Origin of the sequence: Bacillus sp. 3G2 (genome assembly GCF_044324725.1) — a bacterium.
GTDB lineage: Bacteria > Bacillota > Bacilli > Bacillales > Bacillaceae_G > Bacillus_A > Bacillus_A mobilis.
Genome location: NZ_CP172246.1, coordinates 4597181 through 4613940, shown reverse-complemented (window position 1 = coordinate 4613940; position 16760 = coordinate 4597181). Strand labels below are relative to the sequence as shown.

Below are 16760 nucleotides of genomic sequence, written 5' to 3'. Positions count from 1 at the left end.
AAGAAATGTTTACTCATGTTGAAAGCTTCAAATCAGCTTTTCTAGAAAAGTTAGAGACGATGTATGGGAAAAGTTTCAAAGATTCCACAACTCGTGATCAATACAATACACTTGGGTACATGGTACGTGAGTATATGAATAGTCAATGGATTGCAACGAACGAAAGCTATCGATCAGGAGAGCGAAAGCAAATGTATTACTTATCCATTGAATTTTTACTTGGGCGTTTGCTTGGAAGTAACATCTTGAATTTAGGCATCAGGGATGTATGTGAGCAAGGACTTTCTGAGCTTGGTATTTCGTTGCAAGAATTAGAAGAGGTGGAAGCAGATGCAGGTCTTGGAAATGGTGGACTTGGACGATTAGCAGCCTGTTTCCTTGATTCACTTGCATCGTTAAACTTACCAGGTCATGGCTGTGGCATTCGTTACAAACACGGCTTATTTGATCAAAAAATTGTTGATGGTTATCAAGTTGAATTTCCAGAACAGTGGCTTCTTCATGAAAACGTATGGGAAGTAAGAAGGCATGATCAAGCTGTAGAAGTAAGTTATTTCGGTAATGTTGAACCGCTATACATTGATGGACGTTTAGAGTTCAGGCATACGAATGCAGAAGTGATCATGGCAGTACCATATGACGTTCCGGTAGTAGGTTATGAGACGAGTACTGTAAACACACTTAGACTTTGGAATGCTGAACCAGTTCCTTTCCCGCAAAATTGCAAAGATATTTTGAAATATAAGCGTGAAACAGAAGCGGTATCGGAGTTTTTATATCCAGATGATACGCATGATGAGGGAAAAATACTTCGTTTGAAACAACAGTATTTCCTCGTATCAGCAAGTTTGCAAAATATCGTTCGTCTGCATAGAGAAAGATATGGTGACCTTCGTCAATTGCATGAGAAAATTGCGATTCATATTAATGATACACATCCAGTTTTGGCGATTCCAGAACTGATGCGTATTTTATTAGATGAAGAAAAACTAGCATGGGAAGAGGCTTGGCACATAACGACGCAAACGATTTCTTATACGAACCATACAACGTTATCAGAAGCACTTGAGAAGTGGCCAATTCACATTTTTAAACCGTTATTACCGAGAATCTATATGATTATTGAAGAGATTAATGAACGTTTCTGTCACGAACTTTGGGAACGTTATCCATATGAATGGCATCGTATTGAAGAGATGGCGATTATTGCGCATGATCTTGTGAAAATGGCTCATTTAGCAATTGTCGGTAGTCATAGCGTTAATGGTGTAGCGAAAATTCATACGGAAATTTTAAAGCAACGTGAAATGCGATTGTTTTATGAGTTCTATCCAGATAAGTTTAATAATAAGACGAATGGAATCGCTCATAGACGCTGGTTAATGAAGGCGAATCCGCAGCTGACGAACCTTATTTCAGAGGCGATTGGAACAGAGTGGAAGAAAGAACCGATTAAGCTTCAAGCGCTGCAATTAGTTCAACACGATGCGAGTTTCCAAGAGAAATTTGCAGAGGTAAAACAAGAGCGTAAAGAGATTTTAGCGGAGCGTATTCATAATAAAATGGGGATTACAATTGATCCTAATTCTATTTTTGATGTGCAAGTAAAAAGACTGCATGCTTACAAACGACAATTATTAAACGTTCTTCATATTTTATATTTGTATAACCGTTTGAAAGAGGATGCTAGTTTTACATTTTATCCGCGCACTTTTATTTTTGGAGCGAAAGCATCACCTGGCTATTACTATGCGAAAAAAATTATTAAATTAATTAATGAACTCGCAAGGAAAGTGAATAATGATCCGTACGTAAGCCAATATATGAAAGTTATCTTTCTAGAAAACTATCGAGTGTCTTTAGCTGAAGATATATTCCCAGCTGCGGATATAAGTGAACAAATTTCAACTGCGAGTAAAGAGGCATCTGGAACAGGTAATATGAAATTTATGATGAATGGTGCGATTACACTCGGCACGTTAGACGGAGCTAATGTTGAAATAAAAGACAGAGTCGGTGATGATAACTGCTTCATTTTCGGTTTAACGGCGGAAGAGGTTCTTCATTACTATCAAAATGGTGGATATCGTGCGAGTGATTATTATCACCACAATATGCATATTAAAAAAGTAGTAGATCAGTTAACGAATGGTTTCTTTGCACATTCAGGAGCTGAATTTGAAGCGATTTACGATTCTCTCGTAATTCAAAATGATGAATACTTCGTTCTGCGAGATTTTGGTCCATATGCGGAAAGACAAGAAGCTGTCGGTAGAGCTTATGAGAACCGAACGAAGTGGCTAGAAATGTCGATTTTAAATATTGCACAATCTGGTCATTTCGCGAGCGATCGAACGATTTTACAGTATAGTAATGAGATTTGGGGTATTGGAAATGCGGTTACGCAGTATTAAATGAAAGTCCCTTTTAAAAGAAGAATATAATCGTTTAAAAACCCGAGCTTAATCTCATTAAGCTCGGGTTTCTTTTTTTGCTTAAGAAAGAAATGGGATGGCAGTATACATGATACCTGTTCCACCGTATTCTCCTGTCGCAAAGTATGAAAATGTAAAGAAACCCGTAAACGAAAAAATTACAATGAGAAAAAGTGCAAAGATAAATTTTAGCATGTAAGGTCCCCTCATCCAAAAATAACTTCATATATTATTATAGTATAAGGATATTTAATTTCCAATTGTTTACTGTTCAAAAATGAGAAGTCAGACATGTTTTGTATGTTGTAATGGCATGATTATTCGTAATAGATTTTGTGTTCTTTGTAAAAGTCATGTTGTGATGAACGTGTGCATATTCCCAATCACGATCATTAAAATTTATGTTTCGCGGAGGGAGAAGAGGAACGACATCAAATAAATTAACAAAGCGAAAGCTACTAGCTACTTGTAGTTTATAATAATTACGAAATGCAATATCGCCCACTTTGGGAGAGGCAAATGTGTAAAGACCGTACTGTGCGAAGGCGGTGTTTATACGTGCATCGAGTATATGTAGTGTAGCGAGCGCGCCGCCTAAGCTATGACCTGTTGCAAGAAGCTTTTTATGGGCTGGTAGTGATACGAGCATATCCATAATAGAATCTCGGCAAGATTCATAAATGGAAAGAAAGCCGTTATGGACATTTCCGCTGTTTAAAGCATATGGGTATGGTTTTTGGTTAACGAGTGAATCGATAATCCAGTCTGTATCTGTTTGTGTCCCGCGAAAAGCTACAATAATCGTATCCTCAGATTCTAGTATGAATCCGAACCATTCTGTCGTTTGAATGGTTTTTCCTTGAAAGCCTTGTACATATTGAAAACCATCTGGTATTTCGAAAATCCCATTTTGTTTATATTGTTCATACGTTAACTCGCAACAAGAAGCTAACAATATGGCAGTATCTTTATCGAAGGATAAAGGAGTACGCATTAAGGAAGCCCTCCTTAAGAAAAAGTATAGTTCAATATATGCAGTGAGGGACTTGATTCATTCTTTTGAGGAGGTTTGAACCTTTATAAATATGAAGAAGCGCGGCCAAAAGAGGCTATGGAATTCAAAGAGATTTATACAGTTAAAAAAAAGATAGCTCCCTATGAAGGGGACTATCTCTTTTTTGTTTTACCCCGCTTTAATGGGCAGTAAGACCCCCACCTCAAAATTCAGCGAAAGCAAAGAAGTTAGGTGGGGGATGAAGAAAACCCCACTGATTAAAGTTTCACTTTATTCTTTCCCATCTAAAAGACGTCCAAGTCCGCCTAAAACGCTGCCTTCACCGCTATTTTGAGCTGCTGGACTTGTTAGGCGTGCTGCTAAACGGCTAAGTGTTAGAGACTGAATCCAAACTGTTCCAGGTCCTTCTAACGTTGCGAAGAATAAACCTTCGCCGCCAAATAGAGCGGTTTTTACTTTTCCAACGAATTGAACATCGTAGTTAACGTCTTTTGTCATGGCTACGAGACAACCCGTATCAATGCGAAGTCTTTCACCGGGTTTTAATTCACGTTTGTATACAGTTCCGCCTGCATGCATGAAAGCAAGTCCATCACCTTCAAGTTTCTGCATGATGAAACCTTCCCCACCGAAGAAACCAGTTCCGATTTTTTTCGTAAACTCGATTCCGATAGAAACGCCTTTTGCTGCACAAAGAAACGCGTCTTTTTGACATACTACTTTTCCTTGATATTCTGTTAAATCTACAGGAACAATTTTACCAGGATAAGGAGCAGCAAAAGATACGTGGCGCTTGCCGTGACCTGTATTTGTAAATACAGTCATAAACATGCTTTCACCTGTAACGAGACGTTTACCAGCACCCATTAATTTACCGAATAGCCCATTAGATTGGCCAGAACCATCACCGAAAATGGTTTCCATTTCGATATGATCTTCCATCATCATCATTGCGCCAGCCTCTGCGATAACGCTTTCTTCTGGATCTAATTCAATTTCAACAAACTGCATATCATCGCCATATAATTTAAACTCGATTTCATGTGCTTGCATTTTTTCACCTCATCATATGTAGTAATTATATTGTACCGAAATCAAAGAAATTAGAATACTGTAGATTTGTTAATTTTGAATAAAAATAGAATAAAAATTTAAGGTTATACTAGGATTATAAAAAACGATGGATTGAAAGTGTTCTCATTTGACGTTTTGGATATAGCATGATATAGTGAAAGCACTATTGAGCTACATAATGTGGTACGGAAATAAAGCACGTTGTATTAAAGGCTGTAAGCTTGTTATACATTCATGTCCTTTATATCCACCTTTTCATGTGGATTCATAGTTTCATTTTTATTTAGGAGGTACATGACATGCAAACAGGTAAAGTTAAATGGTTTAACGGCGAAAAAGGTTTTGGCTTCATCGAAGTTGAAGGCGGAGAAGACGTATTCGTACATTTCTCAGCTATCCAAGGCGAAGGCTTCAAAACTTTAGAAGAAGGTCAAGAAGTTTCTTTCGAAATCGTTGAAGGAAACCGCGGACCACAAGCAGCTAACGTTACAAAAAACTAATTAGCTAGCGATAAAAAGCATTCCGATTTTCGGAATGCTTTTTTTTATTCTTTGGAACTCGATTCATTTGAGGATAATTCGCCCTTAAAGGTACGCTCTTCAAAGTCATCAAGCATTTGTTCATATTCTTCATGCTCTTCTGTAGCGAAAACTTGCGGATTCTTTCCATACATATCTGTACCGATAAAGTTTTCGAAATCCTCTACGTAGCCTACATTTTCCTCGCTATTTACATACATGCCATTATAGTTTTTTGAATCTTGTCTTTCTAAATCAGACGGCGTTTCAGACGTTCCGTAATTGGCAACATCTTGCCATGCATCTTCCGCATCGTATTCAACAGAATGATCTTCATCATGTTTGTGGAAAGAAGGAGACAACACTTCTTCTTCAACTGGTCGTGTATTCATATTTAACTTACTTGTCGTGTGCTGGATGCATGTTGTAGCGGTCGGCATTGCTTCTAATCTTTCAAATGGAATTTCTTCGCCAGACACTTCGCAAATGCCGTACGTACCCTCTTCTATTTTTTGCAATGCGTGTTTCGTATCCTCTAGCTGTTTATGCCAAAGTTCAATAAGTCCGAAGTCTTTTTCACGTTCATATAGCTCTGTTGCCATATCAGCTGGATGGTTATCGTAGCTAGATAATTCTCCAACGGAATCACGTTCAGATGCACGATCTTCATTTTCGTGTGTTTGTATCGTTTGCTCTAGTTCTTGTTTTTGTTTTTCTAAAACGGATTTAAATTGATTTATTTGTTGTGGAGTTAACATAGTCGTCCACCTTCCTACAATTCAGTTTCTTTACATAGTATGAACGTTGCGAGTAGGAATTATGAGCTGAAATTGGTATATGAAAAAGGAGCCGCGTCAGCAGCTCCTTTCTATAGGAAATATCCAAGTAGTAATCCGATTCCCATTAAGAGACCGAAGATTGTATTTGTTTTTGCTGTTGCAATCATTGCAGGTACCATTTCCATTGGAATGCTTTTGCCGATAAAGCCTTTCGTCGCTTTAAATGCTTTCGGTGCACTTAAAAATACGATAAGCATCCATGGTGATACGATGCCCACGATAATTAAAGCAATTGTCCAAATGTAGGAAACGATGAACATAGAAGCAAGTACACCAACGGCTCTTTCACGTCCAACGAGAATTGCTAACGTTTTACGGCCATTTTCTTTATCGCCATCTAAGTCACGAATGTTATTAGCTAATAATATGGCACCAATTAAAATGGAGCTTGGAATAGATAGTAAAATGACTTCTGATGTTACAGTTCCAGTTTGAATAAAGAATGAAATCCCGATAATGATAACACCCATAAATAATCCGGCTGTTAACTCGCCAAATGGTGTATAGGCAATTGGAAGTGGACCGCCTGTATAAAGGTAAGCAACGGCCATACAAACAAGACCGATTGCTGCAAGCCACCAGCTAGAATTCATACAAATATAAACACCTAATAGTATTGCGATGCCGAAAAATCCAAATGCTAAGTTAAGCACTGTTTTTGGCTGAATGCCATCGCGAACGATAGCGCCGCCGATACCAACTGACCCTTCGTGATCAAGTCCTCTTTTATAATCAAAGTATTCATTAAACATGTTTGTTGCTGCTTGAATGAGAAGACAAGCAAGAAGCATCATAAGGAAAAGAGGGAGATGTATTTGATTTATGCCTCCGACCTGCATTGCATATGCTGTTCCGATGAAAACAGGAACGAAAGCTGCTGTTAATGTATGGGGACGTAGTAAACTCCACCAAATGCGCCAGCCTGTTTGCTTACTTGGCTTTGGCGCCGTAGGAGAGGAATTCGTTTCGACGTTCATTTCCATGTTGAATCCTCCTTTGGTCACATATTGTACACAACTAAGTGTAGAAAAAGCATCATTTAGTGTCAACGTTTATTTTCTAGGAAGAGAAGGTGAATTTCTCAAAATTGCTAAACGTTGACAGGCCTTTCGTTTGAGGTGTATCTTAAAATCAAGCGTAATTATGACTATTTTTCGCCCATAGGGGGGAGACAATTGTGATTCAAACGAAACAAGTAGGCTTGCAAGAAGTTCTTGCTGCAGCTATTAAGCGTGCAACTGATGAAAAAATATTGGTGAGCTTCGTAAAACAAATAGACTGGATGGATCCGCTTCTGTTTTATGCAGCAGGTAAAAGGATTGCATTCGAAAATAGATGTTATTTTGCAGACCCAGCTCAGCATGTAATATTTGCTGGAATTGGCTCTGTTTTCACTATAGCAACTGCTTCTCAAAAACGCTTTCAAACTACTCGTGACGAGTGGGATAAAGTAAAAGAGAAAGCATTTGTACAAAGAGAAAAATACGAATTTGGAACAGGTCCTCTTTTATTTGGTGGATTTTCATTTGATCAAGAAAAAGAGAAAACGGACTTATGGAAAGAATTTGATGATACGACATTTTCACTACCAGCATTTTTATTAACTGTAAAAAATGAAAAAGCATGGTTAACAATGAATACATTCGTTTCAGAAACAGATTGTGCAGAAACCCTTTATAATGAAATTGTTTCTTTAGAAGAGGAAATTTTACGAGAGAGTAAATGTGCACTAGAAGGATCGAAATTAACAGTTATTTCTAAAGTAGAAGTAGATCCGAAAGGCTGGATGAAGTCCATTGAGAAAGTGCAAGATGAAATGAAGCAGGGGAACGTGCAGAAGGTTGTATTAGCGAGGGAGCTAAAAGTAGAAATGGATCATCATATTGATTCTGCTCTCGTTTTAGAAGCACTTCGCATAGGGCAACCAGATTGTTACGTATTTTCTTTTGATTATAAAGGAGCATGCTTCTTAGGAGCGACGCCAGAGAGATTAATTCGCAAAGAAGATGAGAAGTTTACTTCGATGTGTCTTGCTGGTTCAACTGGTCATGGTCAATCTATAGAAGAAAGTAAACGAAATAGTAATGCGCTTCTTCATGATGAAAAGAATTTAGCTGAACACGGTTATGTTGTGAATATGATCCGAGGAGTATTAAATGAGCACTGCGAATCTGTTAATATTCCGGAAAGCCCGGGCTTATTAACAACGAAAAACTTAATTCATTTATATACGCCTGTAGAGGCAAAAGGCGATGCGAGTCTTTTAACAATGGTAGAAGAATTACATCCAACACCAGCTCTTGGCGGGACACCTCGTTTGGAAGCGATGAAACTGATTCGTGATGTTGAATTGTTAGACAGAGGATTATATGGTGCACCGATTGGCTGGATAGATGATGAAGGAAATGGTGAATTTGCGGTTGCGCTTCGCTGCGGATTATTAAATGGCGAGAAAGCATCCTTATTTGCCGGTTGCGGGATTGTAATTGATTCAGTACCGCAACTTGAATATGAAGAAACAAGTTTGAAGTTTAGACCGATGCTTGGTGCTTTGGAGGAATTAATGAAATGAACAATCATATAGAAGCATTATCATATTATTTAGGCGCGTTCGTGGATGAACTGACGCGTCTAAATGTATGTGATGTTGTCATTAGTCCAGGCTCACGGTCAACACCGATTGCTTTGCTAATGGAACAACATGAAGGAATGAACACATATTTACATGTAGATGAAAGATCAGCAGGATTTTTTGCGCTCGGTATCGCAAAAGCGAAAAAACGTCCTGTTGCATTATTATGTACGTCAGGAACGGCAGCAGCGAACTACTATCCAGCTGTATGTGAAGCTTTTCATTCGCGAGTGCCGCTCATCGTCTTAACAGCGGATAGACCGCATGAATTAAGAGACGTCGGTGCACCACAAGCGATGAATCAATTCAATTTATACGGTACATTTGTGAAGCAATTTACAGAGATGGCACTTCCAGAAGCGAGTGAAGCGATGTATCATTACGCTCGCATGACGACGCAGCGCACGATAGCAAGCGCACTTCTAGCGCCGCAAGGACCTGTTCATCTTAATTTTCCAGTTCGCGAACCGCTCATTCCAGACTTTTCATTAGAAAGTTTATGGGATAAAGGACGCGGGGAATATACAGGAGTAGTTCAGCAAGGGAACGTGATGATGCCGAGTGAATATGTAGATTCTCTTGTAGGGCGCCTTTCACATATGGAAAAGGGGCTTATTATTTGTGGAGATGATAGTCATTCAGAAATCGCAGCGTTTGCAACGCAACTAGCTGAAAAAACGGGATATCCAATATTAGCAGATCCACTTTCTAATATTCGTAGCGGACACCACGATAAAACGATGGTAATCGACTGTTATGATACATTTTTACGAAATGAATTGTTAAAAGAAACGTGGAAGCCAGAAGTTATGATTCGCTTTGGTGGTATGCCTGTTTCGAAAGCATTAACGCAGTTCATTAAAAAACAGACGAAAGCCGTTCATATTGTTGTTGAGGAATCTGGACAATGGAGAGATCCAGCTCTCGTTGCGACAGAAGTGGTTCAAGCGAGTGATATTGCATTTTGCAAGGCACTAATAGAAAAAATGCCAGTTATGAAAAAGAATGATTGGTTCGGAATGTGGCAACATATAAACGAAAAAACGAAGGAAACGCTTCGTGAAATGGAAACATATGATACTGCATTTGAAGGGAAAGTTATTACGGATATCGTCCGTGTATTACCAGAAGGGGCAACGTTATTTGCGAGTAATAGTATGCCAATTCGTGATACAGATTCATTCTTCTTCACATCGGACAAAAATATTCAAGTGATGGCAAACCGCGGTGTAAACGGGATTGATGGCATAATTTCCACTGCTTTAGGAGCGAGCATTATTTGCGATCCGCTCGTATTAGTTATTGGTGATTTATCATTTTATCACGATTTAAACGGATTATTAGCCGCAAAATTACATGAATTAAATATAACGATTGTTGTTGTAAATAATGACGGTGGCGGTATTTTCTCATTCTTACCACAGTATGAGAAAAAGGAACACTTCGAATCATTATTTGGAACACCGATTGGGCTTGATTATGAGCATGTTGTCAAAATGTACGGTGGTTCATTTAGCCGTGTAAATGGTTGGGAGCAATTCCGAGAAGAGGTACAAAAAGGAACGACGACGGAAGGTTTACACGTTGTAGAAATTTGTACGAACCGTGATGAAAACTTAACTTTGCACCGTGAACTATGGGCAAAAACGCAGGACGTAATTACTATATCGTTGCAAGGTGAATCAAAATGAACGTAACACTGCAAGGTGTATCGTATGAATATGAAGTAGTCGGAAGCGGGGAACCACTTCTACTTCTTCATGGTTTTACGGGAAGCATGGAAACGTGGGGTTCTTTCGTTCCTTCTTGGAGCGAGCAATTTCAAGTCATTTTAGTAGACATTGTTGGGCACGGAAAAACGGAAAGTCCTGAAGATGTGACTCATTATGATATTCGAAATGTAGCATTGCAAATGAAAGAACTACTGGATTATCTTCATATTGAAAAAGCACACATACTCGGCTATTCAATGGGCGGTAGACTGGCGATTACGATGGCATGTTTATATCCGGAGTATGTACATTCTCTTTTATTAGAAAATTGTACAGCTGGGCTCAAAAGTGAAGAGGACAGAAAAGAACGTCGTGAAAAAGATGAGCGACTTGCTCATAAAATTGAGCGAGAAGGCATCCAAAGCTTTGTATCGATGTGGGAAAATATTCCGCTGTTTGAAACGCAAAAAAGTTTACCACAAAACGTACAAGAAGCGGTGCGAAAAGAACGGCTTGTTAACGATCTAAAAGGACTTGCAAATAGCTTGCGCGGCATGGGAACAGGGGCTCAGCCTTCATGGTGGGACGAGCTTCCAAACTTAAAAATGCCTGTTCTTTTAATGAACGGGGAGTATGATGAAAAGTTCTTTCGCATATTAAAAAGCATCGAAAAATGCGTCTCTGACGCGAAATTTGTCAAAATTGATGGTGCTGGCCATGCAATTCATGTGGAACAACCGGAAAAGTTTGATACAATAGTAAAGGGATTTCTAAAAACTATGCAGTGATGCTTTTTCATCTAAGAAGGAAGCTACACTTATAGAGGAGATCAGAAATATACAAGGAGGTAGTTGTAATGGCTATTGAATGGGTAAAAGAAGGCAATTACGAAGATATTATTTATTCAACATACAATGGTATCGCAAAGATTTCGATTAACCGCCCTGAAGTACATAACGCATTCCGTCCTAAAACGGTAATGGAGTTAATCAACGCTTTTGCACACGCTCGTGATGATGCAAATGTTGGCGTTATCATTTTAACGGGTGAAGGTGGGCGTGCATTCTGTTCTGGCGGCGACCAAAAAGTTCGCGGTCATGGTGGATATGTAGGTGACGACCAAATTCCTCGTTTAAACGTATTAGACTTACAACGTCTAATTCGCGCAATTCCTAAACCAGTTATCGCAATGGTAGCAGGTTATGCAATCGGTGGTGGACACGTACTTCATATCGTATGTGACTTAACAATCGCTGCAGACAACGCTGTATTCGGACAAACAGGTCCTAAAGTAGGAAGCTTTGACGGTGGATACGGAGCTGGTTACTTAGCTCGTATGGTAGGCCACAAGAAAGCTCGCGAAATTTGGTACCTATGCCGTCAATACAACGCACAAGAAGCGCTTGATATGGGCTTAGTAAACACAGTAGTACCATTAGAAGAGCTTGAAGCAGAAACAGTACAATGGGCACAAGAAATCTTAGCAAACAGCCCAATGGCACTTCGTTTCCTAAAAGCTGCATTCAACGCAGATACAGACGGTCTAGCTGGTATTCAACAACTAGCTGGAGATGCAACGTTATTGTACTACACAACTGACGAAGCAAAAGAAGGTCGCGACGCGTTCAAAGAAAAACGCAGTCCGGACTTCGGTCAATTCCCTCGTTTCCCGTGATCAAACCAAAAGCGGAGCCGACTGTTTAGCCTCGTAGGCTAAGGTTCTTTCGCACAGAAAGTGTTCTTTACTTTCTCGTGCGGAAGGTTCTTAGACGGAAGGGGCTAGGAGGCGCAGCTAGATTTGACCAAAAGCGGAAGCAGCTCGTTCAGAATGTGAGGGGGAGGGAGCTTCTGACGTAGAGGCGCTTTTTGCCTCATAGGAAGAAGCAAAGCCACCGAACATTCTAGCTGCTGTAGCTAGATGAGATCAACAGGAAACAAAACAACTAAGAGACTTGATGTCATATCAAGTCTCTTTCTTTCATGAAAGGAGAATGTATGATGGAAACTATGCCAAATTGGTTAAAGCAACGTTCATTTTTAACACCAGACCGCACTGCAATTGAAATAGAAGAAGAGAAAGTTACTTTTATGCAGCTGCATGAAAAAGTAGTATCTGTTTGTGAACACCTCACGCATGTAGGAGTGAAGCGTGGGCAAAAGGTGGCTGTTCTGATGAAAAATGGTATGGAGATGATTACAGTTATTCACGCCCTATCTTACGTAGGTGCAGTAGCTGTACTTTTAAATACGCGTCTTTCAAGAGAAGAGCTACTTTGGCAAATGGATGATGCTGAAGTTATATGTTTAGTGACGGATCGGGATTTTGAGACTAAAGATGTTCCTGTATATTCGTTCGCCGAAGTGATGAATGGACCGAAGGCGGAAGCCTCTATACAAGAAGAATTCTCTCTAGAAGAAGCGATGACAATTATTTATACGTCAGGGACGACAGGGAAGCCAAAAGGCGTTATTTTGACGTACGGCAATCACTGGGCAAGCGCGGTTGGTTCTTCGCTTAATTTAGGGCTTCGTGATGATGATTGCTGGTTAGCTTGTATGCCGATGTTCCACGTTGGCGGGTTATCTCTTTTAATGAAAAATATTATGTACGGCATGCGCATTTTACTCGTTCCGAAATATGATGCTGACTTTATTCATAAAGCACTTCAAACGAGAGGCGTAACGATTATTTCTGTCGTTTCTAAAATGTTAACAGATCTATTAGAAAGACTTGGAGAAGAGACATATCCATCTTCTTTACGATGCATGTTACTTGGCGGAGGACCAGCGCCAAAACCACTATTAGAAACATGTGTACAAAAAGGAATTCCTGTGTATCAAACGTACGGTATGACAGAAACGTCGTCGCAAATTTGTACGTTATCAGCAGATTACATGTTAACGAAAGTAGGATCAGCCGGGAAACCACTATTTCAGTGCCAACTTCGTATCGAAAAAGATGGCGTAGTAGTAGCGCCGTTTGCGGAAGGCGAGATCGTAGTAAAAGGACCGAACGTAACAGGCGGTTATTTTAACCGTGAAGATGCGACGCGCGAAACCATTCAAAACGGATGGCTTCATACTGGTGACCTCGGTTATTTAGACGAAGAAGGATTTTTATACGTATTAGATCGCCGCAGTGATTTAATTATTTCTGGCGGGGAAAATATATATCCGGCTCAAATTGAAGAAGTGTTGCTTTCTCATCCGATGGTAGCGGAAGCTGGTGTTGTCGGCATGGCTGACGATAAATGGGGACAAGTACCAGCTGCTTTTGTTGTGAAAAGTGGGGCGGTAACAGAAGAAGAAATTCTTCATTTTTGCGAGGAGAAATTAGCGAAATATAAAGTGCCGAAAAAAGCATGTTTCTTAGAGGAATTGCCACGAAACGCTTCGAAAAAATTGTTAAGACGAGAGTTAAGACAATTAGTGGAGGAGATGTAGGTGGAAATAAAAAAAGCGACACTTCATATAACAGAAATGCCACTCGTAATCCCGTTTGCTGCAAGCTACGGAACGTATGAGAAGCGTGAGAGCATCGTGGTTGAATTAGAAGATACGGATGGACACATTGGATTTGGCGAGGTCGTTGCCTTCTCTGAACCGTGGTATACGGAAGAAACAGTGAAGACAGCGCTGCATGTACTACAAGATTTTTTATTACCTGATTTATTGAAAGCTGAAATTTCTCATCCGAATGAAGTGCCTGGTTTGTTCCAGCATATAAAAAGAAACCGAATGGCAAAGGCCGGAATTGAAGGGGCTGTTTGGGATTTATACGCAAAGCGTGAACAGAAATCGCTAGCGACGTTACTTGGCGGAACTAGGACTGAAATTGAAGTTGGTGTTGTAATTGGTATCAATACGATTCCGGTTATGTTAAAACAAATCGAGAAGTACGCAGAAGAAGGATACGAGCGTTTTAAAGTGAAAATAAAACCAGAGCATGACTACGAGTTATTGAAAGAAATTCGTAAAGAGTTCCCGCACATCCCGTTAATGGCTGATGCAAATTCAGCGTACACATTAGCGGATACGGAGAAACTAAAACGACTAGACGAATTTCAATTGATGATGATTGAACAACCGTTAGCGGACTACGATTTTCTCGACCATGCACAGTTGCAAAAGAAAATAGAAACACCAATTTGTTTAGACGAAAGCATCCATAGTTTAGAAGACGCGCGCGTTGCGATTACGCTTGGCAGTTGCCGCATCGTTAATATTAAACCAGGGCGAGTGGGTGGATTAACAGAATCGATTCAAATCCATAATTATTGCATGGAGCATAATATTCCAGTTTGGTGCGGCGGTATGGTAGAGATGGGGATTTCAAGGGCGCAAAATGTTGCGCTTGCTTCACTGCCAAACTTTACGATTCCAGGTGATATATCTGCCTCTAGTAGGCACTGGGAGAAGGATATTATTTCGCCGGAAGTGATGCTTGAGGACGGAAAAGTGATTGTACCGCGAAGCATTGATACTAAGTATGAAGTAGACCGCGGAAGATTGGCGGAAATTACGAAGCAGCGGATTGTTTTGGAGCGGTAGGTTGTGTCTTTAAAATAGAGGTCGAATTTCGTCGGTAAGTCGATATATTTCAATAATCGCTGATATAATTTTATTTACTAAGGTTACTCTCATGAGTAACCTTTTCGTATTGTACAAATTGGATAGACTAGTTTACAATCGATCGTATAAAAAGGGAATGAGAAACAGGGGGAGTAAAATGAAGCGCATTTCAATTTTAATAGCGGATGATGAGGCAGAAATTGCTGATTTAATTGAGATACATTTAGAAAAAGAAGGTTACCACGTCGTGAAAGCAGCTGATGGAGAAGAGGCAATTCATATTATTGAAACGCAGCTAATCGACTTAGTGGTTTTAGATATTATGATGCCGAAAATGGATGGTTATGAAGTGACGCGCCAAATTCGCGCGAAGCATCATATGCCAATCATTTTCTTAAGTGCGAAAACGTCTGATTTTGATAAGGTGACAGGTCTTGTATTAGGTGCAGATGATTATATGACAAAACCTTTTACACCAATTGAATTAGTCGCGCGTGTAAATGCACAATTACGCCGATTTCTTACGTTAAATCAGCCGAAAGTAGCGGAGAATAAATCTGCTTTAGAGGTAGGTGGAGTCGTTATTGATCCGGAGCGAAGAACGGTAAATGTGTACGGAGAACAAGTTGAATTAACACCGAAAGAGTTTGATATTTTATATTTATTAGCGAGCCATCCGAAGAAAGTGTACAATGTAGAAAATATTTTTCAGCAAGTATGGGCAGATGATTATTTTGAAGGCGGAAATACAGTTATGGTACATATTCGTACATTGCGGAAAAAACTTGGGGAAGATAAAAGAAAGAATAAGTTAATAAAAACAGTGTGGGGAGTAGGGTATACTTTCAATGGCTAAAAAGATGAGAAGCTTTCGCTCGAAGATGGTTATGCTATTTGCGTTAAGTATGATATTTGCTGGTGGCGTAACGTATATCATTTATGAAGGATTACGGATTTATTATAAATTAGTCGTTCGTTTTGAGGATCCGTTAGCTCAATTTCGTTCCATGGTAAGACAAATTGGGGATGTTAATTTCTTTTTAATTATTTTCATCCCTCTATCCATTATGTTTTTCTTCTTCCTTACTAGGCCTTATGTAAAATATTTTGATGAGATTTCAAGCGGGATTCATCATTTGGCGAACGGAAATTTTTCAAATGAAGTGCGCGTGTCATCAAATGATGAGTTTGGATATATCGCACGTGAAATAAATGTAGCGAGTGAAAAATTAAAGGAAGCAGTAGAACGAGGAGACTTTGCGGAAAGTAGTAAAGATCAGCTTATTGTTAATTTAGCTCATGATTTAAGGACGCCGTTAACATCTGTTTTAGGTTATTTAGATTTAATTCTTAAAGATGAGAATTTGACGAAAGAACAAATTAAACATTTTTCCACAATTGCTTTTACGAAATCCGAAAGGCTAGAAAGTTTAATTGATGAGTTATTTGAAATTACGAGAATGAATTATGGAATGCTGCAGCTGGAAAAAAGCTCGATTGATATAAGTGAGTTGCTTATTCAGTTAGATGAAGAGTTATATCCGTTATTAGAAAAAAAGGGCTTAGAAGCGAGATTGCATATCACGCCGCATTTGCCTATTAACGGTGACGGGAAATTGTTAGCGAGAGTATTTGAAAATTTGTTAACGAATGCAATTCGCTACGGATACGATGGGAAATTTGTTGATGTGAACGGATATGTTGAGAGTGAAGAGGTAGTCGTACAAATTATTAATTACGGAGACAGCATTCCAGAAGAAGATTTACCGTATCTTTTTGATATGTTTTATACAGGTGATAAGGCAAGATCAGAGCAGCAAGGTGGTACAGGCCTTGGGCTATTTATTGCGAAAAATATTGTTGAGCAGCATGATGGAAAGATTTCTGCTGAAAGTAATGTAATTAGAACGATATTTGAAGTGAGATTGCCAAAAGAAGAGAGCGAAGTAATTTAATAAAAATT

At 39.3% G+C, this 16760-nt stretch carries 15 protein-coding genes; 10 read left to right on the top strand and 5 right to left on the bottom strand.

Annotated features, from left to right (window positions below):
- The first annotated feature begins 5 nt into the window (after window positions 1–5).
- Entirely contained in the window at window positions 6–2414 is a 2409-nt protein-coding gene (gene glgP / locus ACHZK0_RS23770; RefSeq protein WP_097865227.1) for a glycogen phosphorylase, read from the top strand.
- Window positions 2415–2495: 81 nt separating this feature from the next.
- Here glgP and ACHZK0_RS23765 read toward each other — a convergent pair whose 3' ends face one another.
- The 3 genes from ACHZK0_RS23765 to ACHZK0_RS23755 all read right to left on the bottom strand — a co-directional run bounded on the left by ACHZK0_RS23765 (window position 2496) and on the right by ACHZK0_RS23755 (window position 4503).
- A complete protein-coding gene (locus ACHZK0_RS23765) occupies window positions 2496–2630 on the bottom strand; it encodes a hypothetical protein (protein WP_097816484.1) in 135 nt (44 codons plus the stop codon).
- A 76-nt stretch (window positions 2631–2706) separates the two neighbouring features.
- Window positions 2707–3429 (bottom strand): lipase family protein, encoded by a 723-nt coding sequence (locus tag ACHZK0_RS23760; RefSeq protein WP_001260118.1) that lies wholly within the window; start codon window positions 3427–3429, stop codon window positions 2707–2709.
- A 291-nt stretch (window positions 3430–3720) separates the two neighbouring features.
- Entirely contained in the window at window positions 3721–4503 is a 783-nt protein-coding gene (locus tag ACHZK0_RS23755; protein WP_395760948.1) for a TIGR00266 family protein, read from the bottom strand.
- Between the two features lie 320 nt (window positions 4504–4823).
- Between ACHZK0_RS23755 and cspD the strand changes: the two genes are divergently transcribed.
- Window positions 4824–5024: a cold-shock protein CspD gene (gene cspD / locus ACHZK0_RS23750; RefSeq protein WP_001193053.1), complete on the top strand. Its 201-nt coding sequence runs from the start codon at window positions 4824–4826 to the stop codon at window positions 5022–5024.
- 44 nt (window positions 5025–5068) lie between these two features.
- On the opposite strand, the gene ACHZK0_RS23745 is transcribed toward cspD, so the two are convergent.
- Both ACHZK0_RS23745 and ACHZK0_RS23740 read right to left on the bottom strand, forming a co-directional pair.
- Window positions 5069–5800, bottom strand: coding sequence for a yteA family sporulation protein (locus tag ACHZK0_RS23745; protein ID WP_262741757.1), 732 nt, complete (start codon window positions 5798–5800; stop codon window positions 5069–5071).
- A 110-nt stretch (window positions 5801–5910) separates the two neighbouring features.
- Entirely contained in the window at window positions 5911–6864 is a 954-nt protein-coding gene (locus tag ACHZK0_RS23740) for a 1,4-dihydroxy-2-naphthoate polyprenyltransferase (protein ID WP_000425753.1), read from the bottom strand.
- A gap of 194 nt (window positions 6865–7058) precedes the next feature.
- On the opposite strand from ACHZK0_RS23740, the gene ACHZK0_RS23735 reads away from it, so the two are divergent.
- The 8 genes from ACHZK0_RS23735 (at window position 7059) to ACHZK0_RS23700 (ending at window position 16752) form a co-directional block, all read left to right on the top strand.
- On the top strand, window positions 7059–8453 hold the full coding sequence (locus ACHZK0_RS23735; protein ID WP_270341304.1) for an isochorismate synthase: 1395 nt from the start codon (window positions 7059–7061) through the stop codon (window positions 8451–8453).
- Window positions 8450–10204, top strand: coding sequence for a 2-succinyl-5-enolpyruvyl-6-hydroxy-3-cyclohexene-1-carboxylic-acid synthase (gene menD / locus ACHZK0_RS23730; RefSeq protein ID WP_262741760.1), 1755 nt, complete (start codon window positions 8450–8452; stop codon window positions 10202–10204). Before ACHZK0_RS23735 ends, menD begins: the two co-directional genes overlap by 4 nt.
- Window positions 10201–11013, top strand: a complete 813-nt coding sequence (gene menH / locus ACHZK0_RS23725) for a 2-succinyl-6-hydroxy-2,4-cyclohexadiene-1-carboxylate synthase (RefSeq protein ID WP_395760947.1) — start codon at window positions 10201–10203, stop codon at window positions 11011–11013. Before menD ends, menH begins: the two co-directional genes overlap by 4 nt.
- Before the next feature lie 68 nt (window positions 11014–11081).
- Complete coding sequence (gene menB / locus ACHZK0_RS23720; RefSeq protein WP_016079909.1) at window positions 11082–11900, top strand: 1,4-dihydroxy-2-naphthoyl-CoA synthase; 819 nt, start codon at window positions 11082–11084, stop codon at window positions 11898–11900.
- 323 nt (window positions 11901–12223) lie between these two features.
- A complete protein-coding gene (locus tag ACHZK0_RS23715) occupies window positions 12224–13669 on the top strand; it encodes an o-succinylbenzoate--CoA ligase (RefSeq protein WP_395761742.1) in 1446 nt (481 codons plus the stop codon).
- The gene (menC, locus tag ACHZK0_RS23710) at window positions 13670–14776 is read left to right on the top strand and encodes an o-succinylbenzoate synthase (protein WP_262741762.1); all 1107 of its coding nucleotides are present in this window, start codon (window positions 13670–13672) and stop codon (window positions 14774–14776) included. It abuts the gene before it with no gap.
- 178 nt (window positions 14777–14954) lie between these two features.
- On the top strand, window positions 14955–15653 hold the full coding sequence (locus tag ACHZK0_RS23705; protein ID WP_262741763.1) for a response regulator transcription factor: 699 nt from the start codon (window positions 14955–14957) through the stop codon (window positions 15651–15653).
- Window positions 15646–16752 carry a HAMP domain-containing sensor histidine kinase gene (locus ACHZK0_RS23700; protein ID WP_270605927.1) on the top strand — a complete coding sequence of 369 codons (1107 nt, stop codon included), beginning with the start codon at window positions 15646–15648 and terminating at the stop codon, window positions 16750–16752. Before ACHZK0_RS23705 ends, ACHZK0_RS23700 begins: the two co-directional genes overlap by 8 nt.
- The last annotated feature ends 8 nt before the right edge of the window (window positions 16753–16760 follow it).

What these genes read in the sequence shown, in the direction of transcription:
- glgP (WP_097865227.1), top strand. Translation starts at nt 6, where the DNA reads ATGTTTACTCATGTTGAAAGCTTCAAATCAGCTTTTCTAGAAAAGTTA.
- ACHZK0_RS23765 (WP_097816484.1), bottom strand. Translation starts at nt 2,630, where the DNA reads ATGCTAAAATTTATCTTTGCACTTTTTCTCATTGTAATTTTTTCGTTT.
- ACHZK0_RS23760 (WP_001260118.1), bottom strand. Translation starts at nt 3,429, where the DNA reads ATGCGTACTCCTTTATCCTTCGATAAAGATACTGCCATATTGTTAGCT.
- ACHZK0_RS23755 (WP_395760948.1), bottom strand. Translation starts at nt 4,503, where the DNA reads ATGCAAGCACATGAAATCGAGTTTAAATTATATGGCGATGATATGCAG.
- cspD (WP_001193053.1), top strand. Translation starts at nt 4,824, where the DNA reads ATGCAAACAGGTAAAGTTAAATGGTTTAACGGCGAAAAAGGTTTTGGC.
- ACHZK0_RS23745 (WP_262741757.1), bottom strand. Translation starts at nt 5,800, where the DNA reads ATGTTAACTCCACAACAAATAAATCAATTTAAATCCGTTTTAGAAAAA.
- ACHZK0_RS23740 (WP_000425753.1), bottom strand. Translation starts at nt 6,864, where the DNA reads ATGGAAATGAACGTCGAAACGAATTCCTCTCCTACGGCGCCAAAGCCA.
- menD (WP_262741760.1), top strand. Translation starts at nt 8,450, where the DNA reads ATGAACAATCATATAGAAGCATTATCATATTATTTAGGCGCGTTCGTG.
- menH (WP_395760947.1), top strand. Translation starts at nt 10,201, where the DNA reads ATGAACGTAACACTGCAAGGTGTATCGTATGAATATGAAGTAGTCGGA.
- menB (WP_016079909.1), top strand. Translation starts at nt 11,082, where the DNA reads ATGGCTATTGAATGGGTAAAAGAAGGCAATTACGAAGATATTATTTAT.
- ACHZK0_RS23715 (WP_395761742.1), top strand. Translation starts at nt 12,224, where the DNA reads ATGGAAACTATGCCAAATTGGTTAAAGCAACGTTCATTTTTAACACCA.
- ACHZK0_RS23705 (WP_262741763.1), top strand. Translation starts at nt 14,955, where the DNA reads ATGAAGCGCATTTCAATTTTAATAGCGGATGATGAGGCAGAAATTGCT.
- ACHZK0_RS23700 (WP_270605927.1), top strand. Translation starts at nt 15,646, where the DNA reads ATGGCTAAAAAGATGAGAAGCTTTCGCTCGAAGATGGTTATGCTATTT.